Source organism: Cupriavidus sp. 207A1, from assembly GCF_057798955.1.
Genome location: NZ_JBYOJO010000005.1, coordinates 118272 through 141663, shown reverse-complemented (window position 1 = coordinate 141663; position 23392 = coordinate 118272). Strand labels below are relative to the sequence as shown.

The 23392-nt window shown below is 68.6% G+C and carries 25 protein-coding genes; 14 read left to right on the top strand and 11 right to left on the bottom strand.

The genetic code is table 11. From position 1 onward, the window contains the following. Window positions 1-145: 145 nt before the first annotated feature. From AC3FMM_RS10955 to uraH, 3 genes are read left to right on the top strand one after another with little or no spacing between them, the layout of a single operon-like run. Window positions 146-1498: an MFS transporter gene (locus AC3FMM_RS10955; RefSeq protein WP_115683263.1), complete on the top strand. Its 1353-nt coding sequence runs from the start codon at window positions 146-148 to the stop codon at window positions 1496-1498. A 10-nt stretch (window positions 1499-1508) separates the two neighbouring features. After that, the gene (locus AC3FMM_RS10950; protein WP_115713569.1) at window positions 1509-2018 is read left to right on the top strand and encodes a hydroxyisourate hydrolase; all 510 of its coding nucleotides are present in this window, start codon (window positions 1509-1511) and stop codon (window positions 2016-2018) included. Between the two features lie 30 nt (window positions 2019-2048). After that, window positions 2049-2384, top strand: coding sequence for a hydroxyisourate hydrolase (gene uraH, locus AC3FMM_RS10945; RefSeq protein ID WP_326347071.1), 336 nt, complete (start codon window positions 2049-2051; stop codon window positions 2382-2384). 21 nt (window positions 2385-2405) lie between these two features. On the opposite strand, the gene AC3FMM_RS10940 is transcribed toward uraH, so the two are convergent. After that, the gene (locus AC3FMM_RS10940) at window positions 2406-2852 is read right to left on the bottom strand and encodes a winged helix-turn-helix transcriptional regulator (RefSeq protein WP_115713571.1); all 447 of its coding nucleotides are present in this window, start codon (window positions 2850-2852) and stop codon (window positions 2406-2408) included. Window positions 2853-2958: 106 nt separating this feature from the next. On the opposite strand from AC3FMM_RS10940, the gene AC3FMM_RS10935 reads away from it, so the two are divergent. Further along, window positions 2959-4206 carry an MFS transporter gene (locus AC3FMM_RS10935; RefSeq protein ID WP_488686589.1) on the top strand — a complete coding sequence of 416 codons (1248 nt, stop codon included), beginning with the start codon at window positions 2959-2961 and terminating at the stop codon, window positions 4204-4206. Between the two features lie 33 nt (window positions 4207-4239). Here AC3FMM_RS10935 and AC3FMM_RS10930 read toward each other — a convergent pair whose 3' ends face one another. The 6 genes from AC3FMM_RS10930 to AC3FMM_RS10905 are packed head-to-tail and all read right to left on the bottom strand — an operon-like array spanning window position 4240 to window position 10114. Next, window positions 4240-5232 (bottom strand): Bug family tripartite tricarboxylate transporter substrate binding protein, encoded by a 993-nt coding sequence (locus tag AC3FMM_RS10930; protein ID WP_488686588.1) that lies wholly within the window; start codon window positions 5230-5232, stop codon window positions 4240-4242. A 58-nt stretch (window positions 5233-5290) separates the two neighbouring features. Beyond that, window positions 5291-5464: a hypothetical protein gene (locus tag AC3FMM_RS10925; protein WP_198036075.1), complete on the bottom strand. Its 174-nt coding sequence runs from the start codon at window positions 5462-5464 to the stop codon at window positions 5291-5293. Between the two features lie 14 nt (window positions 5465-5478). After that, window positions 5479-6306 carry a GntR family transcriptional regulator gene (locus AC3FMM_RS10920; RefSeq protein WP_115713575.1) on the bottom strand — a complete coding sequence of 276 codons (828 nt, stop codon included), beginning with the start codon at window positions 6304-6306 and terminating at the stop codon, window positions 5479-5481. Next, the gene (locus AC3FMM_RS10915) at window positions 6303-8093 is read right to left on the bottom strand and encodes an acyclic terpene utilization AtuA family protein (protein ID WP_115713576.1); all 1791 of its coding nucleotides are present in this window, start codon (window positions 8091-8093) and stop codon (window positions 6303-6305) included. Before AC3FMM_RS10915 ends, AC3FMM_RS10920 begins: the two co-directional genes overlap by 4 nt. A 16-nt stretch (window positions 8094-8109) precedes the next feature. Further along, window positions 8110-8877, bottom strand: coding sequence for an enoyl-CoA hydratase/isomerase family protein (locus tag AC3FMM_RS10910; protein WP_414247830.1), 768 nt, complete (start codon window positions 8875-8877; stop codon window positions 8110-8112). Then, window positions 8870-10114, bottom strand: a complete 1245-nt coding sequence (locus AC3FMM_RS10905; protein WP_326347067.1) for a CaiB/BaiF CoA transferase family protein — start codon at window positions 10112-10114, stop codon at window positions 8870-8872. The genes AC3FMM_RS10910 and AC3FMM_RS10905 overlap by 8 nt, the downstream gene beginning before the upstream one ends. 169 nt (window positions 10115-10283) lie before the next feature. On the opposite strand from AC3FMM_RS10905, the gene AC3FMM_RS10900 reads away from it, so the two are divergent. From AC3FMM_RS10900 to AC3FMM_RS10865, 8 genes are all read left to right on the top strand, one after another. Further along, window positions 10284-10850, top strand: coding sequence for a hypothetical protein (locus tag AC3FMM_RS10900; protein WP_326347066.1), 567 nt, complete (start codon window positions 10284-10286; stop codon window positions 10848-10850). Window positions 10851-11184: 334 nt separating this feature from the next. Further along, a complete protein-coding gene (locus tag AC3FMM_RS10895; RefSeq protein WP_488686587.1) occupies window positions 11185-12594 on the top strand; it encodes a hypothetical protein in 1410 nt (469 codons plus the stop codon). Window positions 12595-12715: 121 nt separating this feature from the next. Beyond that, the gene (locus AC3FMM_RS10890) at window positions 12716-13696 is read left to right on the top strand and encodes an ABC transporter substrate-binding protein (protein WP_115713581.1); all 981 of its coding nucleotides are present in this window, start codon (window positions 12716-12718) and stop codon (window positions 13694-13696) included. A 248-nt stretch (window positions 13697-13944) separates the two neighbouring features. Beyond that, the gene (gene tauA / locus AC3FMM_RS10885) at window positions 13945-14943 is read left to right on the top strand and encodes a taurine ABC transporter substrate-binding protein (RefSeq protein WP_326347064.1); all 999 of its coding nucleotides are present in this window, start codon (window positions 13945-13947) and stop codon (window positions 14941-14943) included. An 84-nt stretch (window positions 14944-15027) separates the two neighbouring features. Then, window positions 15028-15804: a taurine ABC transporter ATP-binding protein gene (locus AC3FMM_RS10880; protein ID WP_062804169.1), complete on the top strand. Its 777-nt coding sequence runs from the start codon at window positions 15028-15030 to the stop codon at window positions 15802-15804. 10 nt (window positions 15805-15814) lie between these two features. Further along, a complete protein-coding gene (locus AC3FMM_RS10875) occupies window positions 15815-16690 on the top strand; it encodes an ABC transporter permease subunit (RefSeq protein WP_116314207.1) in 876 nt (291 codons plus the stop codon). Window positions 16691-16785: 95 nt separating this feature from the next. Next, a complete protein-coding gene (locus tag AC3FMM_RS10870; protein ID WP_115700087.1) occupies window positions 16786-17130 on the top strand; it encodes a hypothetical protein in 345 nt (114 codons plus the stop codon). A gap of 99 nt (window positions 17131-17229) precedes the next feature. Beyond that, entirely contained in the window at window positions 17230-17949 is a 720-nt protein-coding gene (locus AC3FMM_RS10865) for a ProQ/FinO family protein (protein WP_115683283.1), read from the top strand. A 27-nt stretch (window positions 17950-17976) separates the two neighbouring features. On the opposite strand, the gene AC3FMM_RS10860 is transcribed toward AC3FMM_RS10865, so the two are convergent. Together AC3FMM_RS10860 and AC3FMM_RS10855 are read right to left on the bottom strand one after the other, a co-directional pair. After that, window positions 17977-19116, bottom strand: coding sequence for an acyl-CoA dehydrogenase family protein (locus AC3FMM_RS10860; RefSeq protein WP_414247833.1), 1140 nt, complete (start codon window positions 19114-19116; stop codon window positions 17977-17979). Continuing rightward, window positions 19109-20326, bottom strand: coding sequence for a CaiB/BaiF CoA transferase family protein (locus tag AC3FMM_RS10855; RefSeq protein WP_414247834.1), 1218 nt, complete (start codon window positions 20324-20326; stop codon window positions 19109-19111). Before AC3FMM_RS10855 ends, AC3FMM_RS10860 begins: the two co-directional genes overlap by 8 nt. Window positions 20327-20412: 86 nt before the next feature. On the opposite strand from AC3FMM_RS10855, the gene AC3FMM_RS10850 reads away from it, so the two are divergent. Then, window positions 20413-21348 (top strand): LysR family transcriptional regulator, encoded by a 936-nt coding sequence (locus AC3FMM_RS10850; RefSeq protein ID WP_326347062.1) that lies wholly within the window; start codon window positions 20413-20415, stop codon window positions 21346-21348. Window positions 21349-21406: 58 nt separating this feature from the next. Further along, window positions 21407-21637, top strand: a complete 231-nt coding sequence (locus AC3FMM_RS10845) for a DUF3820 family protein (protein ID WP_473704522.1) — start codon at window positions 21407-21409, stop codon at window positions 21635-21637. A 19-nt stretch (window positions 21638-21656) separates the two neighbouring features. On the opposite strand, the gene AC3FMM_RS10840 is transcribed toward AC3FMM_RS10845, so the two are convergent. Both AC3FMM_RS10840 and AC3FMM_RS10835 read right to left on the bottom strand, forming a co-directional pair. Then, complete coding sequence (locus tag AC3FMM_RS10840; protein WP_473704385.1) at window positions 21657-22565, bottom strand: LysR family transcriptional regulator; 909 nt, start codon at window positions 22563-22565, stop codon at window positions 21657-21659. Window positions 22566-22618: 53 nt separating this feature from the next. Next, the gene (locus tag AC3FMM_RS10835; RefSeq protein ID WP_473704384.1) at window positions 22619-23392 is read right to left on the bottom strand and encodes an enoyl-CoA hydratase; all 774 of its coding nucleotides are present in this window, start codon (window positions 23390-23392) and stop codon (window positions 22619-22621) included.

Here is a 23392-nt window from a genome sequence, read left to right as displayed (position 1 = left end):
CCATATCGACGCTGCTATGGGGCCTATACCAGCCCCCTCGTTTCGCATCGGCGGGCCATTCATATACTTGCTCCCAACCCGGCGGACCGCATGCAAACCGCCACCAGGCCGCGGCCTGGCAGAACACCACAAGACAGGAGACATCATGTCGATCACGAAACAAGGGGTACCGGTCTTCGCCGGCACCGCCGAGGACGCCGAGGACAGCGTCTACCGCAAGGTTACCTGGCGCCTGCTGCCCTTCCTCGGGGTGCTGTGGGTGCTGGCTTGGCTGGACCGCGTCAACATCGGCTTCGCCAAGCTGCAGATGCTGGATGCACTGCGCTTCAGCGAGGCCGTGTACGGGCTGGGCGCGGGCATCTTCTTCCTGGGCTACTTCTTCTTCGAAGTGCCGTCGAACATGCTGCTGCAGAAGATCGGCGCCAAGAAGACGATCATGCGCATCACCATCTGCTGGGGCGTGATCTGCATGCTGCAGAGCTACGTCACCACGCCCACGCAGTTCTACATCCTGCGCTTCCTGCTGGGCGCGTTCGAAGCGGGCTTCTACCCCGGCGTGATCCTGTACCTGACCTACTGGTACCCGTCGCAGCGCCGCGCGCGCGCCTTCGGCACCTTCATGTCGGCATCGGCCATCGCCGGCGTGCTGGGCGGGCCGCTGGCCGGCTGGATCATGACCGGCATGGCCGGCGTCAGCGGCATGCACGGCTGGCAGTGGCTGTTCATCCTGGAAGGCATCCCGTCGGTGCTGGCCGGCATCTTTGCCTGGTTCTACATGACCGACAAGCCCGAGCAGGCGCACTGGCTGTCCGACGCCGAGAAGCGCGTGGTGCAGGACGCGCTCAAGCGCGACCACGCCGCCATGGGCGAGCGCGGCCACGACTGGCGCACGCTCTTCACCAACCCCAAGGTCTGGCTGCTGATCGCGATCTTCTTCTGCCTGCTGTGCGCCAACTCGACGCTGACCTTCTGGATCCCGACCATCATCAAGGACGTGGGCTTCACCACGCCGATGGCGGTGGGCTGGATCGCCGCGGTGGCGTACCTGTGCGGCGCCGCCGGCATGATCCTCAACGGCGCGCATTCCGATCGCCGCAATGAAGTGCGCTGGCACTTCAGCGGCGCGGCGCTGGTCGGCGGCGGTGCCATGGCCGTGCTGGCGGTGCTGCTGGGCGCGCAGGTGCTGTCGCCGGTGATCGCGCTGCTGGCCATGACCGCCGCGCTGGTCGGCACCATGAGCGCGATCCCGGTGTTCTGGCAACTGCCCAACCGCTACCTGGCCGGCAGCGCCGCCGCGGTGGGCGTGGCACTGATCAACTCGGTGGCCAACCTGGCCGGCTTCGGCGCGCCGTACGTGATGGGGCTGGTCAAGAACACCACCGGCAAGCTCACCTCCGGGCTGTACCTGGTGGCGGTGATCGAAGTGCTGGCCGCGGTGCTGGTGCTGGTGGGCATCCGCCAGCTGCGCGGCAAGACCGCACCGGCACCTGTACGTTAAGGAGCCTGAGATGGACGACCATACCTTTGATCCCGCGCGCCGGCGCTTCGCGCTGCAATCGATGACGCTGGGCGGCGGCGCGCTGCTGGCCGGCGCCAGCTGGGGCGCCACGCCGCATGCGCCGGCGCCGAACCAGACCGCGGCGCCGGTGCAGCAAGGCGGCCTGAGCCCGCGCCTGACGCTGCATGCGCTGGACACCTACCACGGCACCCCCGCGGCCGGCATGCGCGTGGAGATGTTCCGCATCGACAATGGCCAGCGCGTGCCGCTGCCGACCGTCACGCTGGCCGCCAACGGCCGCAGCGAGCCGCCGCTGCTGATCGGCGACAGCTACCGCACCGGCACCTATGAGCTGATCCTGCACGCCGACGAGTACTTCGCCGCGCGCAGGGCCAGCCTGCCGCAACCGTCGTTCCTGTCGAAGATCCCGCTGCGCGTGCGCGTCACCGACGCCGGCCAGCGCATCCACCTGCCCGTGCTGTTCGGGCCGTGGAGCTACAACTACTACCGCGGCAGCTGAGCGCGCGGCCCAACCCGGAGAGATCGCATCATGGCAGGTATCAGCACCCATGTGCTCGACGTATCGCGGGGCCGCCCGGTGGCCGGCATGCAGGTCGAGCTGTTCGACGTCGCGGTGCAGCCGCCCCGGCTGCTGGCGCGCACCCGCACCAACCACGACGGCCGCACCGACGCGCCGATGCTGCCGCCGGCGCAGGCGCGCACCGGCGAGTTCGAGCTGCGCTTCTGGGTGGCGGATTACTTCCGCACCCCCGACGTGTTCGCCGACATCGTGCCGGTGCGCTTCACCATCGCGGATGCCGCGCAGCACTACCATGTGCCGCTGCTGTGTTCGCCGTGGAGCTTCGGCACCTATCGCGGCAGTTGAGCACCAGCGCACAGGCCGCGCCTACCGCGGCTTGCGCACCTCCGCCTCGTCGTGCGACAGCACCTTGCCGTCGCCGGCGCGCGGCATCATCGGCGGCACCGGCTTGCCGGTGCGCTTTTCCACCAGTTGCGAGCGGCGCTCGCCGCGCGCGAACAGGTGGTGTTCCCCCCACTGGCGCAACGCCACCACGATGGGGAACAGGCTCTCTCCCATTTCCGTCAGCACGTATTCCTGGTAGGCACTGCCGTCCGAGGCCGGCCGCGTCGCCAGGATGCCGGCTTCCACCAGCCGGCGCAGGCGATCGGACAGGATATTGCGCGCCACCGCCAGGCTGCGCTGGAAGTCGCTGAAGCGGTGCATGCCGTCGAAGGCATCGCGCACGATCATCAGCGACCAGCGGTCGCCGACCAGCGCCAGCGCGCGCGCCACGGGGCAGGTGTCTTCGCTCGGGTCCTTGCGGGTGACCATGTCAGGTAAGCCTTGGGCGCATCGCCCGCCGTCAAAAGTGGTTGCATTTTAAAACCGGCAGGCTTACGCTTCAACTGGTTTTAATTTGCAACCACTTGGAAGCGATATGGAAACCTGCTCGCGCGCGCCGGATACGGCATCGCCCACCGCCCCCACCGCTTGCCCGGCGGCCATGCCCGCACCGCTGCCGCGCGCCGCGGTGCTGCTGTTCGCCTGCGCCAGCGGGCTGAGCGTGGCCAACGTCTATTACGCGCAGCCGCTGCTGGACGCGCTGATGGTGGATTTCCACATCGGCGCCGCCGCCATCGGCGGCGTGGTCACCGCCACCCAGGCCGGCTGTGCACTGGCGCTGCTGTTGCTGGTGCCGCTCGGCGACCTGCTGCCGCGCCGCCGCCTGATGCTGGCGCAGGTGCTGGCGCTGGCCGGCGCGCTGGCCGTGGTGGCGCTGGCGCCATCGGTGCCGATGCTGCTGGCGGGGATGCTGCTGACCGGCCTGCTCGGCACCGCCATGACCCAGGGACTGATTGCCTACGCGGCCGCCGCGGCGGCGCCGCGGGAACGCGGGCACGTGGTCGGCACCGCGCAGGGCGGCGTGTTCGCCGGCTTGCTGCTGGCGCGCGTGGTCGCCGGCGGCGTCAGCGACCTGGCCGGATGGCGCAGCGTCTATGTCTGCGCCGCCGCTGCCATGCTGGTGCTGGCCTTGCTGCTGTGGCGCTCGCTGCCGCCGCTGCCGGGCCCCGCGCAGCGGATGCGCTATGCCAGCCTGGTGTGGTCGATGTTCGCGCTGCTGCGCCGCGACCGGGTGCTGCAGATCCGCGGCATGATTGCGCTGCTGATGTTCGCCGCGTTCAATATCTTCTGGAGCGCGCTGGTGCTGCCGCTGAGCGCCCCGCCCTACCAGCTGTCTCACACCGCCATCGGCGCCTTCGGGCTGGTCGGCGCGGCCGGTGCGCTGGCCGCGGCGCGCGCGGGGCGTTGGGCGGACCAGGGCCTCGGCCAGCGCACCACCTGCGCGGCGCTGGTGCTGCTGGTGGCCGCCTGGCTGCCGCTGTCATGGCTGGGCAGCTCGCTGTGGCCGCTGGCGCTGGGCATCGTGCTGCTCGACGTGGGCGGCCAGGCCATCCATGTCACCAACCAGAGCATGATCTTCCGCGCCGACGCCACCGCGCACAGCCGGCTGGTCGGCGCGTACATGCTGTTCTATGCGACCGGCAGCGGCCTGGGCGCGCTTGCCACCACGGCGACCTATGACGCCGCCGGCTGGCGCGGCGTTTGCCTGCTGGGCGCGGGCGTCAGCTTGCTGGCGCTGTGGTTCTGGGCCGGCACGCGGCGATGGATGGCGGCGCGCTGCTGACCAGTGCCAGCGGGGGCGCAGTGCCTGGCCAGTTCACTCTGGCTCGATGCCCGCGGCCTTGATCACCTTGGCCCATTTCAGGGTTTCGCTGCGGACGAAGGCGGCCAGTTCCTCGGGCGTGGACGGCGAGGGTTCGCCGCCGCTGCGGGCAAAGTATTCCGCGGCAGCCGGACCGGTCAGCCCGTTGCGCATCAGGCCGCTCATGCGATCCACCACAGCCCTGGGCGTCCCGGCCGGGAAAAAAGCTGCCGCCCACGCCACCATCTCATAGCCCGGCAGGCCGCTCTCGGCCATGGTCGGCACCTCCTTCAGCACCGGATTGCGCTGCGCCGTGGTCACCGCGATGGCGCGCAGCTTGCCACCCTGGATCAACGGCATGGCTGGCGAGACGTCGCTGATCATGAAGTCGACCTGGTGTCCCATCAGGTCGTTGAGCGCCAGCGGCACCCCCTTGTACGGCACGTGCAGGGCCTGCACGCCGGCCAGCATCTTGTAGAGTTCACTGGCGATACGGGTCGACGAACTGCCGCTGGCAAACGTGAGTGCCCCTTGCCGGGCCCGCGCCAGCGCCGTCAGGTCCGCCAGCGTGCGCACCGGGCTGTCGGACGGCACCACCAGCACCAGCCCGCTCTTGACGATCAGCGATGCCGGCGCGAAGTCCTTGACCGGATCATAAGGAAGCGTCTTGAACAAGGACGCGTTGGCGGCATGCGTGGTATTGGTCGTCACCAGCATGGTGTAACCGTCGCCCGGCGCGCCGGCGACCGCCTTGGCCGCAATGAAGCCGTTGGCGCCCGGGCGGTTGTCGACCACGACGGGCTTGCCGGTCTGCGCAGTGATCCGCTCGCCGATGAAGCGGGCGCTGCTATCGGTGCCACTGCCCGCCGGGAACGGCACGACGACGCGAATCGCCTTCTCAGGGTACTGGCCGGCGTCCGCGGCCCGCGCGGCCCCGATCGTTGCCGTCGTGGCCGCCAGCGGCAGCAGCAGGCTGGCCGCCGCCTTGCGCATGCATGGATGCATCATGGTTGTCTCCTCGTGCCTTTGGCATCTATTGATGGTTGGTGCGCTGGCCTCGGGCGGATCAACCCCTGTCGCCGGAATCCGCGGAATACCCCTGGCCGTTGCTCCCGCCGCAGACCGACCCCGACAGCAGGAACAGCACCTGTTCTGTCCCCGGCACCATATGGCGCGCACCAGCAGGGGCTGACACGGCAAGCATGGAGATATCCACACCCCGTACGAATTGCGCAGTCATGGGTAGTCTCCTGGCTAGTCCTCTTCCCGGGCGGCGGCCTTCGGTATGGCCAGCTCGGGGTAGCGCTCGGTGAGCTGGGCGGGCATTTCCACGTCCAGGATGAAGCGGTCGCCGCGATACCAGAAGCGGCCTGCCGTCAGCACGTTGCCATCGATATCCAGCGTGGTGCGGACCATGCGCGCCACCGGTGCCGCGAAGGCATAGTCCAGCGCGCGCGCCAGCATGGCGTCGGCGGGTTCCACGGTCAGGGTCTGGCGCATCATGCCAAGGCGGTCGCCCAGCTGCTGCCGCAACAGATGGGCAATCTTGTGGTGCTGCTCGGCGCCGCGCGGGAACCTGGCGAACACGGGTTCCGCCACATACAGGTCGATCAGGCAGAACGGCACGCCGTCATGCACATGCAGCTTGCGCAGCATCACGTAGCGATCCATCAACACGCCGCAAGTGGCGAGCCCGGGCGGCAGGCTCACACCCTTGCGCTTTTCCAGGATGCGGATTTCGAGATCGCTGGCGCCGACCGAGACATCGTTGATCGCCGAGCGCATGCCTTCGCCGGGTCCGGACGGCGCGCTGATGACGTGGGTGCCGCGCCCGCGCTGGCTACTGACCAGCCCTTCCTCGGTCAGCAGGGCATAGGCCTGCCTTACCGTGACCTTGGCAATGCCATAGGTGTGCGCAAGATGCTCCACCGTAGGCAGCTGCTGCCCGACCGGATACTCGCCCGAGACGATCTTGTGGCGCAGCACGCTGGCCAGCTGGCGGTAGCGGGTCACGCCGCCGGCATTGTCGTCGCCCAGTGCAACGCCGTCATTGGCCGCGATCTTTTGCGTGGCGCGCGTCATGGCAGCAGGCTCCGCGGTACGCGCACAGGCATGGTCAGCAGGATCTGCGCCATTCCCTTGCCCAGCGGGTCATTGCGCAGCGATGCCATGCCGCCGCCGTCAAGCGCGGATTCGCAAACGAAGTTCATCGCGTCAAAGCCCGGCAAGTCGTAGCGTGCAACGCTGCCTTTCACCAGGTGGCCCAGCCAGTCCGCCACCCGGCAGGCGGTGACTTCGGCGCGCAGCACGGGCAGGTACTCCGGCCGGCGTGCCATCAGGCCGATATTGGAGATATCGCCCTTGTCGCCGCTGCGCCCGTAGGCCAGCCGGATCAGCGGCACCTCGATGCAGTCGCCGCGGGCCGGCCCGGCGCTGGCAGCCGGCGCTTGCGCCGCTGCCGGCACGGCATCCTCTTCCGGCATGCGCGCGGCGGGACTGGCGACGGCGGTGCGCACGCCATCCATCACCACTGTGGGGGCCAACGCGGCCTTGTCCAGCAGGAATGCGTATTGCCGGATCGACGGCGATGGACTGGCGCGTCCGCCGCCCGATCCCGTGGTGCCCGGCGCCCAGCTGGTGCCGGCTGCCGCGATCTCGCGCGCGAACAGCTCCAGCGCCGCCTTCTCGGCATGCATGACCGCCAGCCGCATGATGGCCTCGCGGGTATGGCGCGTGGCCGCATGGGGCCCGAAACAGGATTCGGCGCCGAGGACTTCGACCCGGGTCCGGGTGTAGTCGCCCCAGCCGTTTTCCGCGAAGAGCCGGCGCGTGCGGGCGAGGATTGCCTCGGCCGTGCGCTCCGCCTTGGCCACGGCATCGATCCCGACGATGGTCAACTGGGCATTGCAGCGGAAGCCGTCCAGATAGGTGGCGCTGACCTTGTAGCAGTGGCTGGGGGCCCGCCCGCGTGCCCCGCGCACTTCGACCAGGTCCGGCCCGGCCTGGCGCAGCGTCACCTGCGTGAAATCGCAGGTCACATCCGGCAGCAGGTAGGCCGCGGGGTCGCCGATCTCATACAGCACCTGCTCGCCCACCGTGGCGGTACTGACCAGCCCACCGGTGGCCGGCGGCTTGCCCACCAGGAAGCTGCCGTCCGCCCGGCACTCGAGCACCGGATAGCCGATGTTCGGCCAGTCGGGCACCTGCTCCCAGTCGGTATGCAGCCCGCCAGTCGCCTGGCAGCCGCATTCGATGATATGGCCGGCCAGGCTGCCCTGCGCGAGCCGGTCATAGTCGTGCGCCTGCCAGCCGAACTCGTGCATCAGCACGCCCAGGGTCACGGCGCTGTCCACGCAGCGCCCGGTAATGACGATCTGCGCGCCCTGGTCCAGCGCCTGGCGGACCGGCAGCGCGCCAAGATAGGCATTGGCGCTGACCAGCTGGTCCGGCAGCGGCAGGCCCTTCTGCAGGTCCGCAATGCCGGCCTGGCGCAGCGACGGCAGCAACGGCATGACGTCGTCGCCCTCGACCACCGCAATGCGCACGTCGATGCCCTGCTCGGCGGCGATTGCCGCCAGCGCCTGCGCGCAGCCTTGCGGATTGATGCCGCCGGCGTTGCTGACGACGCGGATATTGCGCGCGACGATGTCGCGCAGCAGGCTCTTCATCGTCACCGTGACGAAGTCGGTGGCATAGCCGAGTTCCGGCTTGCGCAGCCGCGCCGCGGCCAGCACCGACATGGTCAGCTCGGCCAGGTAGTCGAACACCAGGTAATCGATATCCCCATGGCGCACCAATTGCGGCGCGCCCACGCTGCTGTCCCCCCAGAAGCCAGAGGCACCGCCGATGCGGACGGTCTTGTCATGCATGGTCCATTCTCCTTGCCTACTTGCCAGTCCAGTTCGGCTTGCGCTTTTCGCGGAAGGCGAGCTGCCCCTCGCGCGCGTCCTCGGTCATGGCGAACAGGCCGATCTGGCTTTCCGTGAATGCCATCGACTGCTCGAACGACATGGTGTCGATATGCTTGAGGGTGTAGAGGCCGCGCCGGATCGCCGCGGGCGAGTTATCCATCAGCCGGCGCAGCAGCCAGTCGAGCTTGCCGTCGAGGTCCGCGCTGACATGGTTGACCAGTCCGGCCGCCAGGGCTTCCTGCGCGGACAGCGGCTCGCCACACAGGCAGAGTTCATTGAGCACGCGCCGCGGCACCAGGTGCTGCAGCACGCTCAGCACCTGCGCCGGGAAGACGCCCACCTTGACCTCGGGCAGGCCGAACACCGCCCGATCGCTGGCGACCGCCAGGTCGCACATGGCCATCAGGCCCATGCCGCCGGCCATGCAAGCACCATTGACGCGCGCGACCAGCGGCACATTGGAGCGCCTGGCACGGCGCAGCAGGTCGGCAAGCCGCTGGCCCGGCTGCGCGTAGTCGAACGCAAAGGCCTTGCCACTCTGCAGGTCGGCGCCCGCGCAGAAAGCCTGCTCGCCCGCGCCGGTGATGACCACGGCGCGGATGCCGTCGTCATCATTGGCACGCTCGATCCCGGCGTGCAGCCCGTCCAGTACCGCAGGATTGATGGCGTTGCGGCGCTCGGGCCGGTTGATCGTCAGCCAGAGTACTTCCCCGCGGACTTCGCTCAGGAGTTCTTCATGCATGTTCCGCTCCGGATGGCGCCGCTGCCGGCGGCGCTTGCCGGGAAGCGCCGCACGCCATCAGGCCGTCGATCTCGGCTTCGCTGTAGCCGGCCTCGCGCAGCACCTCGCGGCTATGCTCGCCGAGGGATGGCGCGTGGCGGCGCCGGGCCGGCGGCGTGCCGTGCCATTCGCTGGGCACGGCCATTTCGCGGATGCGGCCCACCGCCGGGTGATCGGCTTCATGGAAGAAGCCAATATCATGCAGGTGCGGGTCATCGAGCAGCGATGCAAAGGTATGCATGGGAAATACCGGGATATCCGCTTCTTTCAGCAATTGCTGCCATTCCTGCGTGGTGCGCCTGGCCAGTTCGTCGCTGACCATGCCGTAGAGCTCGGTAATGTGTGCCGTGCGGCTGGTGATGTCGGCGAAGCGGGGATCGCTGTCGTACAACTGCGGCTTGCCGATGACTTCCAGGAAGGCACGCCAGTGGTGGTCGTGGTAGATCAGGCAGCAGACATGTCCGTCCAGCGTCCGGTAAGGCCGGCGCTCGGGCGACAGCAGCCGCGGATAGCCGAATCCGCCCTTGGCCGGCACGAAGGTTTCGCCATAGAGATGGTCGCCCATCACGTAGGGCACCATGGTTTCGAACATCGGCACGTCGACGCGCTGGCCGCGCCCGGTGCGCTCGCGCGCATAGAGGGCGGCGCAGATCACCCCGAAGGCATAGAGCCCCACCGAACGATCCGCGATGGTCAGCGGGAGATAGCGCGGCATGTCGCCGGTTCCCAGCGCGACGGCCTGCGGCAGGCCGGTCGCCGCCTGGATCAGGTCATCGAACGCCGCGTGGGCGGCATAGCGCCCGCGCTGCGAAAAACCGAACATGCCGACATAGAGCAAGCGCGGATTGACCTGCGCCAGCGTCTCGTAGTCCAGGCCTAGGCGCTGCATGGCCTGCGGTCGCACGTTGTAGGCGAGCACGTCCGCGCTCTCGACCAGTCGCAGCAGCGCTTCGCGCCCCTGCGGCGACTTCAGGTCCAGCACGATGCTGCGCTTGTTTCGGTTCAGTCCCAGAAACAGCGGCCCCATCTTGTCCTTGCCACAGGGCCCGATGCCGCGGGTGCTGTCGCCTGCGGGCGGCTCCACCTTGATCACGTCCGCACCCAGGTCGCCAAGCATCTGCGTGGCGGAGGGCCCCATGAATACCGCCGTGATGTCCACGACTTTGACGCCAGCCAGCGCCCCTGTGCCTGTCTCCATCCTTGCTCCTGTCTTGTTTCTATAGTTCTATGTATAGAACTATATGGCAGCCACCCCGGAGGTGCAAGGCCATTTGCAGGCGCCTCGGTGGACGGCCGCCGGCAGGAAGGCCTTAGAATCCCCCCTGACAACTTTTATCAAGACCTTGAAAGTCCTTTCCCGCCTTAACATGAAGCCGTTCATCCTGGCCTGCGCCGCACTGCTGGCGTCCGTTTCCACCCACGCAGCCTCCCCTGCTCAGCCCGAAGCCGCCGGCAATACGGCAGCGCCACTGGGCCTGGAGTTGGGCAAGGCCAGGTGCTCGCGCCTGTCGCCGCCGCACAACCATGCAAAAACCGGCACCTCCGAATGGGCCGGCGGCGATACGGTGGAACTGAAGCACCTGGAGCGCTTCCACCTGCCCGGCCTGTCGCGCGTAGTGCTGAACTGCGATGCGCAGGATGCGGTGGCGCTGATCACCATGACCTTCGAGCGCCCCGCCATGGAAGAAGTGCGCAGGAAACTGGACGAGCGCTATGCCGCCGTGCGCAAGACCGAAGGCGCGGCGGAGAACGGCTATGCCGAATGGAGTGCCGCCAATGGCAGCCTGGAACTGCTCTACGGGCGCGACAGCAGGCATTTCACCGTGGCTTACTGGGCCAGGGGCGCCAAGGCCCGGTATTTCTCTTACAGCGGCGGCGGCAAGCAGCCCGCCACGGCGGCCACCGCGGCACCGCCCCAGCCTGCACCGCTGTAGCGGCGCGCCGGCGACTCGGCCGGGCCGAGTCGCCAGGGCCTCCGGGCGCCGAGATCATCACTGCTCGCCCTGGCTGCGCGGGGCTGGCCATGGCGCAACGCTTCTCGATTCCTTTGGGTCGAAGCCGCGGTGTCGCCTATGCTTGCCAATGCGGCGGGGAGAAATCCGCACCGCATTCGCACAATGAACAACAACAAGGGGCAAGTCCCCCAAGCGGGGGAGCGCGCCGCACGGCTGGCGCCTTCCGCGCATTGCCTTGGCCTGAGTCACGGGGTGGATCGATCGCACACGAGCATGTGGGGGCTCGTGGGCGGGATGCGCCGTTGACGACAACATGACAGACCAATTCCTGTTTAGTAAGCCGTTCACGTTTCTCGCCTGCGCCGGCATGACAGAAGTCAGGGACGGCATCGAGGCACTGGAAGCGCTTCCGGGCCACCTGTTCTGGCTGGAGAACGAGGATTTCATCCGTCGGGTCTACGTGCCCGATTTCCTGGAGCAAAGCCGCGCCGCCCTGGACGCCGCGATGCCGGGCGGGCCGGAGCTGATCGACGCCCTCGCGCCCGAGATCCGCCGCAGCCCGGCCGTGCTGCCGGCTTTGCGGCAGCTATCCGCGGACCAGGCCGCGCTGGCCCACTCGTACTGCTACTGGGGCTATTGCGCCGATGTGGTCGGGCGCGCCCAGGGCATCCCGCGCAGCGCCATCGCGCGCCAGTTCGAGCGCGCCGCCGCCGCGCGCGACGGCGCGCACAAGCTGCAATGGCTGTGTCCATGCTGCGGCGGCCGGGCGCAGTATCAGGTCGATGGTTTGCTGGCATCGCAGCGGCCGGTGCGCCAGGGCGGCTTTTCGCTCGAATGCGCGCATTGCGGACACCAGGAGCGGCTCTATGCCGGCTTCCTGCACGCGGGCCGGCTCGAATGCCGCTGCGCGCTGTGCACCAGTTTTGTCCAGTCGCTGGCCGGCCAGCTGGCGCGGGCCGCGCGCAAGCTGTGCGCCAGCCTGGAAGACTATGCGTGGATGCACGCGGTGGACACCGCCGCGGAAATCGGTGAACTCAAGGATGCCTCGCTGCAACGGATTGCACACGGGGACAAGCCTTCGGCCAACGCGATGGCGTTTGCGGCAGCAGCCCAGTCCGGCGAGATGCGCGCCATGCCGGAACTGCTCGCCCGCATCGACCCCACGCTGGAGAACCGGCTCGACAAGAACCCCAGGGCCTGGGCGCTCTTGTGCGAGTTGCTGCGCGAAGGCGTGGTCGATAGCGAATGCACCATCTATGACCACGACGGCCGCAAGCACGTGGCGCTTGAAATTGCCTTGCTCGACGACGACCCGGCGCTGGACGGCGGCACCGCGCAGGACTATCTCGCGACCCTGCTGCGCGGCTACCAGCCGGCCGAGCCCGAGGCCTTCGTCGGCTGGCTGAAAGCGCTGAAGCGGCTGCGCCTTTGCGCCGGCCGGTTCAATGCGGCCGTCGACGTATCGTGGAAACCCAACCTGGAGCACTGCCGCATCCTGACCGCGCGCTGGCTGCAGGACTCGGCGCCACTGGCGCCATTGGCCGCGTACGGCAGCGCCCCGGGGCCGCTGCCAGCGCAGCGCGCGCGCGCCCTGGAACGCCCGGTGTATCTCGACGCCGAACTGGAGGCCGTGCAGCTGCTCAAGTCGCTGGGCTACATCCTGCTCAGTCCGGAGGACATCCGTTCGCAACGGGATCCGGCGGAGTCCACCGGACTCGATTGAGCCCATCCACGGCGGCCCTGGCGCGCCGTGTGCCCGCATATCGAAGCGCGGATTTATTCGTTGGTGCAGGGGCGCGGTCCGCGTACGTTCGGGGGTTCTGACCTCGAACGCCCCGAACACCATGACCGCTTCCCGACGCCAGTTCCTGCGCCGCGGCGCCGCTACCACGGCGGCGCTTGCCGCCGGCCCTCTCCTTGAGTTCACCACCTTCGCGGCCGGCCACGCGCACGCACAGGGACGCCCGGTGCTGAAGGCCGGCGACCAGAAGGGCGGCCTGCGCGCCCTGCTCGAGTCCGCCAATGCGCTCGAGGGCCTGGGCTACGACATCCAATGGACTGAATTTCCCGCCGCGGCACCGCTGGCCGAGGCGCTCAATGCGGGCGCCGTCGACAGCGGCCCGATCGGCGACGCGCCGGCCATCTTCGCGCTGGCCGCGGGCACGCGCATCCGGCTGATCGGCGCAAACCGCTCTGACCCCTACGGCACCGCGGTGCTGGTGCGGCCCGACTCGCCACTGCGGCAGGCGGTCGACCTGAAAGGCAAGAGCATCGGCACCAACCGCGGCTCGATCGGGCACCTGATCGCGCTCAAGGCGCTGGAATCGGCCGGACTGAAGCCGGAAGACGCCAACCTGCGCTTCCTGCCGCCCGCGGATGCCAAGCTGGCGCTGAGCAGCGGCTCGATCGATGCCTGGGCCACGTGGGAGCCGTATACCGCGATGGCCGAAACCAGCCAGCACGCGCGCGTGCTGGTCAACGGCCGCGGGCTGTGGTCCGGCCTCAGCTACCTGGCCGCGACCGATGCCGCGCTGGCAAACAAGCGCGCGGTGCTGCAGGACTTCCTGCACCGCGTGGTGCGCGCGCAGCAATGGTCCTACCAGCATGTGCCGGAGTTCTCGGCGACGCTGGCCCGCATCATCGGCATCTCGCCGCAGGCGGCGCGGCTGCAGTTCGAGCGGCGCCGCACGCAGTGGCGCGGCATCGACGCAGAGCTGATCGCCGAGCAGCAGCGCACCGCCGATTTCTACCTGAAGGCCGGCCTGCTCAGGCAGCGGCTCGATGTGCGCCAGACCTTCGACTCCGGGTTCTCCCTGAGCGCCTGAGCGCCCGCGCCTGGCGCGTTGACGCCGCAAGTGGCGCTGGCGCGATCCCGGCACCGGCCCCGGCCGGTAAAGGAATTCCATGATTGACGCAGCCCCGCGCCACCGCTCCCCGCGGTCCGGCGCGGCCTGCGCGCGCGCGGCCGGTTCTGGCCCCACCGAATTCCGGCAACTGGTCCTATAGGCCCGGAATCGGGCTCACCTATAAAGCCGTGACCCCCAAACCCATTTCTCATCCGAGGAGCACAACCATGCGGTGGATCAAGCAGATTGCGATGTATTTCGCGCTGGCGGCGGCGCTGGTGCCGGCCGCACATGCCCAAAGCAAGAATGTAGTGATTGCTTACCAGGACATGGTCGTGCCCTGGCGCTATGCGCAGGACATGAAGGAGCTGGAAAAGCAGACCGGCTACACGGTCTCGTTCCGGCAGTTCGGCGGCGGCGGCGATGTGATCCGCGCCATGGCCTCGGGCCAGATCGCCATCGGCGAAGCCGGCACCTCGCCGATCGCCTCGGCACTGTCGCAAGGACTCGATGTCGAGCTGTTCTGGATCCTGGACGATATCAACGCGGCCGAGGCCATGGTCGCGCGCAACGGCAGCAAGATCGCCAGCGTCGCCGACCTGAAGGGCAAGCGCATCGGCGTGCCGTTCGTGTCGACCACGCACTACCACACGCTGGTCGCGCTGGAGCGCGCGAAGATCAATCCGAAGGACGTGCGCATCGTCAATATGCGCCCGCCCGAGGTCGCCGCAGCCTGGGAGCGCGGCGATATCGACGCCACCTTTATCTGGGATCCCGTGCTGGCCAAGCTCAAGCAGTCCGGCACGGTGCTGACCACCTCGGGACAGATTGCCGCCGACACCGGCAAGGCGACCTTCGACGGCATGATCGCCAACAAGAAGTTCGCGCGCGAGAACCCCGAGTTCATGGTCAAGCTGGTGCGCGTGCTGGCCGCGGCGGATGAGAACTACCGCAAGAACAAGGCGACGTGGACCGCGGATTCGCCCATGGTGAAGGCCGTGGCCAAGGTCTCCGGGGCCAAGCCCGAGACCGTGCCGGCCAGCATGGCGCTGTACAGCTTTCCCACGCTGCAGGAGCAGGTCTCGGAGCGCTGGCTCGGCGGCGGCGCGGCGCGCGCGCTGCAGTCGGCGGCGCAGTTCCTCAAGGAGCAGGGCACCATCCAGACCGTGCTGCCGGACTACGGCCCCGGCGTCAACGCGGAATGGGCAAAGCGGGCGCTGCGCTGACCCCGGCCCCCAAGTCGCTGAAGCTGGCCGCCGCGCCCCCTGTTGCATGCGGCGGTCCCGTAGATCCTGTTGCGGAAGCCCATCATGTACCAACTCGAAATCGATAATGTCAGTGTCAACTACGGCACGGCCGGCGGCGCGAAGACGCTGGCACTGTCGCAGGTCAACCTCACCATGGAGCGCGGCGATTTCGTGGTCGCGCTGGGTGCCTCGGGCTGCGGCAAGACCACCCTGCTGTCGTGCATTGCAGGCTTCATGGAGCCGTCGGAGGGCGAGATCCGGCTGAGCGGCAAGCCCGTGCACGGCCCCGGCGCCGAGCGCGGCGTGGTGTTCCAGAAGCATGCGTTGATGCCGTGGCTCAGTGTCGAGGACAACGTCGCGCTGGGCCTGCGCCTGCGCGGCGTCAACCGTGCCGAGCGGCTGCGCATCGCCCATGAGAAGCTGGCCGCGGTGGGGCTGGAAAGCGTCGCCGCCAAGCCGGTCTACCAGCTCTCGGGCGGCATGCAGCAGCGCGTGGGCATTGCCCGCGCGCTCGCCTGCGATCCGGCGGTGATGCTGATGGACGAGCCGCTGGGCGCGCTCGACGCGCTCACGCGCGAGTCGATCCAGGCGCTGATCCTGAAGCTGTGGGCGCGCGAGCAGAAGATCGTCTTCTTCATCACGCACAGCGTGGAAGAGGCGCTGTTCCTGGCCACGCGGCTGATCGTGATGACGCCCTCGCCCGGACGCATCGCCCACACCTATGAACTGCCGTTCGCACGCCGCTTCATCGAATGCGGCGACGCCCGCGCGGTCAAGTCCGACCCCGAGTTCATCCGCTACCGCGAAGAGATCGTCGACCTGATCCATGCCACCGCCTGAGGAGAAGCAGATGTCCGCTACCGTCCAACGCATCGAGCCGCCGCCGCATGCCCCCGCGGCGTCCGCGGCCGCACCAAGCCGCCCCATGAAGACCGTGTCGGGCTACCGCCTGCCTGGGGAAGGATCGAGCTCGCGCATTTCCACCATCACCGTGGTGCTGCTGCTGGCGCTGTGGTGGCTGGCCAGCCACCTGCGCTGGCTGCCGCCGCTGTTCCTGCCCACGCCCGAGTCGATCTTCACCGCCTTTATCGATGCCTGGCAGGGCAACCTGCAGGGCGGCCAGCCGCTGACCGAGCATTTCGCCGCGAGCATGCTGCGCGTGTTCGGCGCCTTCGCGCTGGCGGTCGCCACCGCGGTGCCGATCGGCGTGATGATGGGCGTGTCGCGCATCGCCCGCGGCATCTTCGATCCGCCGATCGAGTTCTACCGCCCGCTGCCGCCGCTGGCCTACCTGCCGCTGATCGTGATCTGGTTCGGCATCGACGAGACCTCCAAGGTGCTGCTGATCTTCCTGGCCTGCTTCGCGCCGCTGGCGATGTCGGCGCAGGCCGGGGTGCGCTCGGTCACGATCGAGCAGATCAACGCCGCCTATTCGATGGGCGCGAGCCCGTGGCAGGTGGTGCGCCATGTGGTGATCCCGGCGGCGCTGCCCGATATCCTGACCGGCATGCGCATCGCCATCGGCTTTGGCTGGACCACGCTGGTCGCCGCCGAGATGGTCGCGGCCACGGCCGGGCTGGGCCAGATGGTGCTCAATGCGTCCAACTTCCTGCGCACCGACGTGGTGATCATGGGCATCGTGCTGATCGGGCTGATCGCCTATGTGTTCGACCTGCTGATGCGCAAGCTGGCCAGGTGGCTGGTGCCCTGGAAGGGCAGGATGTGATGCCGGCGGCCCCGCGGCAAGCCTGCGGGGCCGGTTGCGCTGTAACATGGCGGGCACCTCGCCGGGCGTGGCCCGGCGACTCCTGCAAGCCCGCCATGAACCGCTGTCCTTCCCTCTCCCCCCTCGCCCGCCTTTGCGTGGTCGCAGCCGGCCTGCTCAGCCTGGGCAGCGCCCGGGCCACCGATATCGATTGCGACCCGTCCGCCAGACCGGCCGTCGCCACCCAGGCGCAGCGGCTGGTCTGCGAATCCGCGCTGTTTTCCATGGGCTACCAACGCATTTACGCCGACCAGCAACGGCTGCTCAAGGCGGGCGCCATCACCGACGCAGACATCGCCGCGTTCCGGAACAAGCGTGACCGTTGCGACACGGCCGCCTGCCTGGACGCCGTGTTCCGGGAGTGGCGGACCTTCGCGGCCCAAGCCCGCGCCAGGCCGTAGGCGCCGTGTGCTGCGCCCGCTGCAAAAGCCGCCCGACGCCGCCGGGCATGCCCGCCTCCCGGCCTTGATACAATCCCGGTTCACACAACGGCAGACATCATGGGCTTCGAACAACTGGCAGCACTCAGGGACCAACTCGCCAAGAAGGCGGCCGCCGAATCCAGGAAGGGCGAGCGCAAGGGCCCGCGCCAAGGCGCGACCGGCGGCGCCACCGGCGACGCATCGAAGGGCACGTCCAAGGGCGCATCCAAGGGCGCGCCGAAGCGCCCCCGTGACGGCGAGCGTGCCGGCGCCGGCGCGGACACGCCCGCGGGCGCCAAGGGCCGCCGCGCGGCGCCTGCCGCGGCGCCGGCCAAGCAGGTCGATCCGGTGGTGCATTCCATTGCCCGGCTGCAGAAGCACTTCCCCAAGGCCTTCCCCAAGAACCCGGCCCCCAAGGTGCCGCTGAAGATCGGCACCTTCGAAGACCTGACCCAGCACGCCGGCAAGCTCGGCCTGGACGAGGCCGAGCTGCGCGAGGCAATCCGCACGTGGTGCAGCGGCGCGCGCTACTGGTCGTGCATGGTGGAAGGCGCCAAGCGGCTGGACCTGGATGGCAACGAGGCCGGCGTGGTCACGCTGGCGGATGCCAAGCGCGCCCAGCAACTGAAGGCGCGCCGCGCCGGCGCCGCGCGCCAGAAGGCCAAGGCTGCAGCGCCTGCAGCGACAGCCGCTCCTGCAGCTCCTGCCGCGCCGGCCGCGGCGGAGTCGAACGAGGCGCCTGGCGAGGCGCAGGCACCGGCAACGCCGGCTACGCCTGATACCCCGGAAACGCCCTGATCCGCGCCGCCGGCCGTCCGGCGGCGCCTATCCGAGCACCGCGCGCGCGATCACCGTCCGCTGGATTTCCGACGAGCCCTCGTAGATGCGCAGGATGCGCGCATCGCGCACCAGGCGCTCCAGCGGCATTTCGCGCGTGAAGCCGTAGCCGCCGTGGATCTGCAGCGCGGCATCGGTGACGAATCCCACCATCTCCGAGGCATAGAGCTTGGCCATCGACGCCTGCTCGGTAAAGGGCTCGCCGTCGCGGCGCCGCGCCGCGGCCTGCAGTGTCAGCAGCCAGGCCGCCTCCAGCCGCGTGCGCATGTCCGCGAACATCCATTGCAGGCCCTGCTTGCGCGCCAGCGGTTCGCCGCCCACCTGGCGCTGCCGGGCCCAGTCCACGGCGCAGGCCAGTGCCGCCTCGGCAATGCCCAGGCTGGTGGCAGCGACGTCGAGCCGGCTGTTGTCGAGTACCTTCATCGCGGTGCGGAATCCCGTGCCCTCCGGCCCGAGCCGGTTGGCGGCGGGCACGAAGCAGTCGAGCGCAACTTCATGGGCCGGGGCGCCGTGGATGCCCATCAGTTTCTCCGCTGGCGCCACCTGCACGCCGTCGCTGCGGCGGTCCACCACGAAGGCGCTGATGCCGCGCGTGCCCGCGGCCGGATCGGTCTTGGCATAGACCACGATAAAGTCCGCCGCCTCGGCATTGGAAATAAAGTGCTTGACCCCGCGCAGCCGGTAGCCATCGCCTTCCGGCGTGGCGCGCGTGGCCATGTCGGCCGGGTTGGACCCGGCGCGCGGCTCGGTCAGCGCGAAGGCGCCCAGCCGTGTGCCGGCCGCCGCGTCGGGCAGGTAGCGTGCACGCTGGCTGTCGTCGCCGCCGATCAGGATGGAATCGGTGGCCAGGTAGTGCGCGCCGAGCATCGATGACGTCGACGCGCAGGCCTTGGCAACCTCCACCAGCGACAGGATCAGCGCCACCGGCGAAGTTTCCGTGCCGCCCCAGCGTTCCGGCAGGTTCATCCCCATCAGGCCGAGTTCGGCCAGTTGCGGCACATAGCGCGTGGTGGACGTTTCCGCGCGGTCCACTTCGGCCGCCTTTGGCGCCAGTTCGCTCTGCGCGAAGCGGCCGATGGCATCGGCGATTTCCAGGTCGCCCGGCTCGACGCCCAAACGTTTAAGCATGTTGTGTCTCCTTGCTGAAATCGTGCACGGCCAGGATGGCCTCGGTGTGCTGCCCCAACTCAGGCGCGGGCGTGACACGGTTGGGGCCATAGCCCGAGAACTTCACCGGCTGCGACGGCAGCCGCACCGTGCTTCCATCCGGCCCGGCCACTTCGGTCAGCAGGCCGCGATGGACGGCCTGTTCGCTCTCCAGCGCCTGCCTGACATTGCGGATCGGCGCGACCGGAATGCCCGCCGCGCCCAGCAGGCGGTTCACCTCGGCGACGGAGCGGCCTGACGACCATGCTTCCAGGCCCGCGCGCAGCGCGGGCTCGAAGCGGCAGCGCGATTCGTCATCGGCAAAGCGCGGGTCGTGCGCCATCTCCGGACAGCCGATGGTCTCGGCCAGCGTGTGGAACAGCTTGTTGTTGAGCACCGCCACCACGTAGAAGCCATCCGCGGCGCGGTACACGCCGAACGGCGCGGACGAGGGATGGCGGTTGCCCACCCGTTGCGGCGCCCGCCCGGTGGCGGCATAGCGCGCCACCAGCGTCGCGCTTAGGCTCAGCGTGGCGTCGAACATCGACACATCGACATGCGTGCCGCGCCCGTTCTTTGCGCGCGCCAGCAGCGCGGCCAGCACGCCCCATGAGGCGAAGAGCCCGCTGACCGCATCGGAGACCGCCTCGCCAAGCATGGTCGGCGCGCCGTCCGGCGCGCCGGTGGCGTCCATCAGCCCGCACATCGCCTGCAGGATGATGTCGTAGGCCGGCCGGTGCGATTCCGGCCCGGTCTGGCCGAAGCCCGACACGCTGGCGTAGACCAGCGACGGATTCAGGGCCCGCAGCGCCTCGTAGCCGATGCCGAGCTTGTCCGCCACGCCAGGGCGGAAGTTCTCCACCACCACGTCGGCGCGCTCGCACAGCTTGCGCGCCAGTTCCAGCCCCGCTGCGGTCTTCAGGTCGATGACGATGCTCTGCTTGTTGCGGTTCATCGCCGAGAACAACCCGCTCCTGCCATCGACGAAGGGCCCGACGGCGCGGTAGTCGTCGCCGCCCGGCGGCTCGACCTTGATCACCTCGGCGCCGAGGTCGCCCAGCAGCGCCGTGCAGTAAGGGCCGGCCAGCACCCGCGAAAAGTCGATCACACGGATGCCGGCCAGCGGCAGGTTGGAATGGTTGGAATTGCTGGAAGGGTCCAAGGCTTGCTCCTCGATGGCTTGCAAGCGCATGGGCTTGCGTTTCAGTGCCTAGATTCTGCGCAGCGCAAGCTATCAAGTAAAATATGGAATTCGACTAGCACCTATAGGATTTCCTGATGCCTGTCTCCCGCATCTCGCTGCGGCGGTTGCGCTACTTCGCCGCGACCGCGGAAACCGGCAGCACCACGGCGGCGGCGCGGCTGCTGAACGTGTCGCAGCCGTCCATCTCCGTGGCCATCCGCGAGCTGGAGACGCTGTTCGAGGAAGCCCTGTTCGCCCGCGACGCCGGCGCGCGCATGACCCTGACCCGCTTCGGCGCGCGCAAGCTGGCGGAAGCGCGCCACATCCTGGGCGCGGCCACGGCGTTTGAAGTCGACAAGCGCGGCGACGGCGCGGCCGGCGAAGTGCAGATCGGGGTGTTCCGCACGCTGGCGCCGGTCTACCTGCCGGTGGTGCTGCGCATGGCGCGCGAGCGTTATCCGAACCTGGCGGTGCGTTTTGTCGAGGGCGACCTGGCCCAGCTGGAAGACTGGTTGCTTGGCGGGCAGATCGAACTGGCGCTGAGCTACGACGTCGGCATGCCCGAGGACCTCGAGCGCGAACGGCTGGCCGAGCTGCGGCCTTACGGCCTGGTGCCCGCCGGCTCGCGGCTGGCACGGCGCCGTGGCAGCATCTCGCTGCACGACCTGGCGCAGGAGCCGCTGATCCTGATCGACCTGCCGCACAGCCGCGAATTCCTGATGGCGCCGTTCTGGCAATACGGGCTGCAGCCCGAGGTGCGCTACCGCGCGACCTCGCTGGAGCTGGCACGCGGCATGGTCGCCAATGGCCTGGGCGTGGCGCTGCTGATCACGCAGGCGCCCGCGTCATCCCAGATCGCCGCCGTGGTGGAAAAACCGATACGCGAAGAGACCGTGCGCCAGCCGCTGGTGATCGCCCGCGCGGCGCGCGCCACGCGGTCCCGTGCGTCGGAACTGCTGGCCGAATGCGTGCGCGCCGCCGTGGCGGAGGCAACCGCCGCCTCAGCCCGTGCGCGCCCCCGCGCTTCCTGAGCCCGGCTACCGCGGGCGCGACTGTGGTAGCGTGGCGCTTTCCGACTGGCTTGCTCCCATGCCCGATTTCGACGCCGACGCCCTGAAACGGCTGGTCACCGTCACCATGCCCTTTGGCAAGCACAAAGGCACGCTGATCGCCGACCTGCCTGGCAATTACCTGAACTGGTTCGCGCGCGAAGGCTTTCCGCCGGGACAGATCGGCGCGCTGCTGGCGCTGATGCATGAACTGGATCACAACGGGCTGGCGTATTTGCTGAAGCCGTTGCGGGGAACCGGCACTGGCTGACGCCGACAAGCGCGCCCGGCTATGACGTGGCGCGCGGTCCTTGTTCCAGCGACTCCCTGACGTCGCCCAGCAGGCGCGCCGCCGGCGCCGACAACATGGCGTTGTGCCGGGTGATGATGGCGATCGGATGCTCGACGCCTTCGGCGGGCAAGGCCTTCGCCACCATGCCGAACTCGCCCACCAGCTCGGTGACATAGCCCGGCAGCACCGCCACGCCGACACCAGCCTTGGCGAAGCTGATGGCCGACAGCACCGTCCCGACCTCGATCGCGGTGGCATAAGCCAGGCGCCGGGACGCGAAGACCCGGTCCACGGTGCGCCGCGTACTGAAGGTCGGGTGCAATGAAATCTGCGGCCAGGCCGCCAGCTGCTCCCAGCTTACCGAGCGCTTGCGCGCCAACGCGTGTTCCGCGGCGCAGACGACAAACATCGTTTCGTTGAAGACGTGCTCGATGGTCAGCTTCGGGTGCGCGCCCTCGATCGATGCCAGGCCGAAGTCCGCCTTGCCGTTGACGACATAGTCGATGGTTTCATCGGTGGACAATTCATGCAGGCCGATGCGAATCGCGGGATAAGCGTGGTGGAACGCGGTGACCGCCTTGCGCAGCAGCCCCACGCAAAGCATCGGCGAAGCGGCGACGCTCACCTCGCCGGCTTCCATGTTGAGCAGGCTGCGCATGCTGCGCTCGGCGGCATCCATGGTCCCGAGCACTTCGCAGACATGCCGGTACAGCTGATCGGCAAGGAGCGTCGGTACCACCTTGCGCGTCGAGCGCTCGAACAGCCGCTGACCGACCTTCGACTCCATCTCCTGGCATACCTTGCTGACCGCGGACTGCGTCATGTGCAGCGTCTGCGAAGCGCCGCTGAAACTGCGGAGTTCGTAGACGACGCGAAAGACGCGAAACTCCCGGAGCGTGAAGTTCATGGGCAACAGAGGCTTGGCAGAGCCGTCGATCATACCCGACGGCCCCGCGCCTTTCATCGTTGCCGCTTGCGCTCGAAGAAGCGGGTCATGTAGGCGTCCGGCTCGGGGCCGGCGTAGCATTGCCCGAAGACTTCGATGCTGTGCTTCAGCCCGCGCTCGATGGCGGGGTCTTCCCAGGCGCGCAGCAAGGCTTTCTGCGCGCGCACCGCTGCGGGACCGCATTCGAGGATTTCGGCAACCGTATGCGCAACGGCGTCATCCAGGCCGCTGTTCGGCACCACCTGGTGCAGGAAGCCCCACGCCTGCGCCCGCGCCGCGTCCACGGATGCGCCCGTCAACAGCAGCCAGCGCGTGTTCCCCTCGCCGATCAGCCGCGGCAGGATGTTGGCGTGAATGACGGAAGGGATCCCGATCCGCACTTCCGGCATGGCAAAGTTCGCCTGGTCATCCGCGATACGGATGTCGCATGCCGCGGCAAACTCCATCCCGCCGCCCATGCACCAGCCGGACAGACGCGCAATCGTCGGCACGGGAAAGTCGCGCACCGCTTCGCACAGATCGTGCAGGCGCGTGATGAAGGCCACCGCCGTCTCGGGGTCGAGCTTCGCCAGCTCCTTGATGTTCGCGCCACCAATGAACGCTTTGTCGCCGGTGCCGCGCAATACCAGCACGCGCACGTCCTGGCGCCTTGCCAGCCGGCGCAGCGTGCCGGTGAATTCGACGATCGTGTCGGAGTCCAGGATATTGAGGCTGGTGCCGTTGGCAATCCGCAGCGTCGCCACGCCTTGATCCGAGACCTGCAGCGCCAGGTGTTTCAGGTTTTCCAT

Excerpts from the sequence above, each read along its gene's own strand:
- AC3FMM_RS10955 (WP_115683263.1), top strand. The coding sequence starts at position 146 with ATGTCGATCACGAAACAAGGGGTACCGGTCTTCGCCGGCACCGCCGAG.
- AC3FMM_RS10950 (WP_115713569.1), top strand. The coding sequence starts at position 1,509 with ATGGACGACCATACCTTTGATCCCGCGCGCCGGCGCTTCGCGCTGCAA.
- uraH (WP_326347071.1), top strand. The coding sequence starts at position 2,049 with ATGGCAGGTATCAGCACCCATGTGCTCGACGTATCGCGGGGCCGCCCG.
- AC3FMM_RS10940 (WP_115713571.1), bottom strand. The coding sequence starts at position 2,852 with ATGGTCACCCGCAAGGACCCGAGCGAAGACACCTGCCCCGTGGCGCGC.
- AC3FMM_RS10935 (WP_488686589.1), top strand. The coding sequence starts at position 2,959 with ATGGAAACCTGCTCGCGCGCGCCGGATACGGCATCGCCCACCGCCCCC.
- AC3FMM_RS10930 (WP_488686588.1), bottom strand. The coding sequence starts at position 5,232 with ATGATGCATCCATGCATGCGCAAGGCGGCGGCCAGCCTGCTGCTGCCG.
- AC3FMM_RS10925 (WP_198036075.1), bottom strand. The coding sequence starts at position 5,464 with ATGACTGCGCAATTCGTACGGGGTGTGGATATCTCCATGCTTGCCGTG.
- AC3FMM_RS10920 (WP_115713575.1), bottom strand. The coding sequence starts at position 6,306 with ATGACGCGCGCCACGCAAAAGATCGCGGCCAATGACGGCGTTGCACTG.
- AC3FMM_RS10915 (WP_115713576.1), bottom strand. The coding sequence starts at position 8,093 with ATGCATGACAAGACCGTCCGCATCGGCGGTGCCTCTGGCTTCTGGGGG.
- AC3FMM_RS10910 (WP_414247830.1), bottom strand. The coding sequence starts at position 8,877 with ATGCATGAAGAACTCCTGAGCGAAGTCCGCGGGGAAGTACTCTGGCTG.
- AC3FMM_RS10905 (WP_326347067.1), bottom strand. The coding sequence starts at position 10,114 with ATGGAGACAGGCACAGGGGCGCTGGCTGGCGTCAAAGTCGTGGACATC.
- AC3FMM_RS10900 (WP_326347066.1), top strand. The coding sequence starts at position 10,284 with ATGAAGCCGTTCATCCTGGCCTGCGCCGCACTGCTGGCGTCCGTTTCC.
- AC3FMM_RS10895 (WP_488686587.1), top strand. The coding sequence starts at position 11,185 with ATGACAGACCAATTCCTGTTTAGTAAGCCGTTCACGTTTCTCGCCTGC.
- AC3FMM_RS10890 (WP_115713581.1), top strand. The coding sequence starts at position 12,716 with ATGACCGCTTCCCGACGCCAGTTCCTGCGCCGCGGCGCCGCTACCACG.
- tauA (WP_326347064.1), top strand. The coding sequence starts at position 13,945 with ATGCGGTGGATCAAGCAGATTGCGATGTATTTCGCGCTGGCGGCGGCG.
- AC3FMM_RS10880 (WP_062804169.1), top strand. The coding sequence starts at position 15,028 with ATGTACCAACTCGAAATCGATAATGTCAGTGTCAACTACGGCACGGCC.
- AC3FMM_RS10875 (WP_116314207.1), top strand. The coding sequence starts at position 15,815 with ATGTCCGCTACCGTCCAACGCATCGAGCCGCCGCCGCATGCCCCCGCG.
- AC3FMM_RS10870 (WP_115700087.1), top strand. The coding sequence starts at position 16,786 with ATGAACCGCTGTCCTTCCCTCTCCCCCCTCGCCCGCCTTTGCGTGGTC.
- AC3FMM_RS10865 (WP_115683283.1), top strand. The coding sequence starts at position 17,230 with ATGGGCTTCGAACAACTGGCAGCACTCAGGGACCAACTCGCCAAGAAG.
- AC3FMM_RS10860 (WP_414247833.1), bottom strand. The coding sequence starts at position 19,116 with ATGCTTAAACGTTTGGGCGTCGAGCCGGGCGACCTGGAAATCGCCGAT.
- AC3FMM_RS10855 (WP_414247834.1), bottom strand. The coding sequence starts at position 20,326 with ATGCGCTTGCAAGCCATCGAGGAGCAAGCCTTGGACCCTTCCAGCAAT.
- AC3FMM_RS10850 (WP_326347062.1), top strand. The coding sequence starts at position 20,413 with ATGCCTGTCTCCCGCATCTCGCTGCGGCGGTTGCGCTACTTCGCCGCG.
- AC3FMM_RS10845 (WP_473704522.1), top strand. The coding sequence starts at position 21,407 with ATGCCCGATTTCGACGCCGACGCCCTGAAACGGCTGGTCACCGTCACC.
- AC3FMM_RS10840 (WP_473704385.1), bottom strand. The coding sequence starts at position 22,565 with ATGAACTTCACGCTCCGGGAGTTTCGCGTCTTTCGCGTCGTCTACGAA.
- AC3FMM_RS10835 (WP_473704384.1), bottom strand. The coding sequence starts at position 23,392 with ATGGAAAACCTGAAACACCTGGCGCTGCAGGTCTCGGATCAAGGCGTG.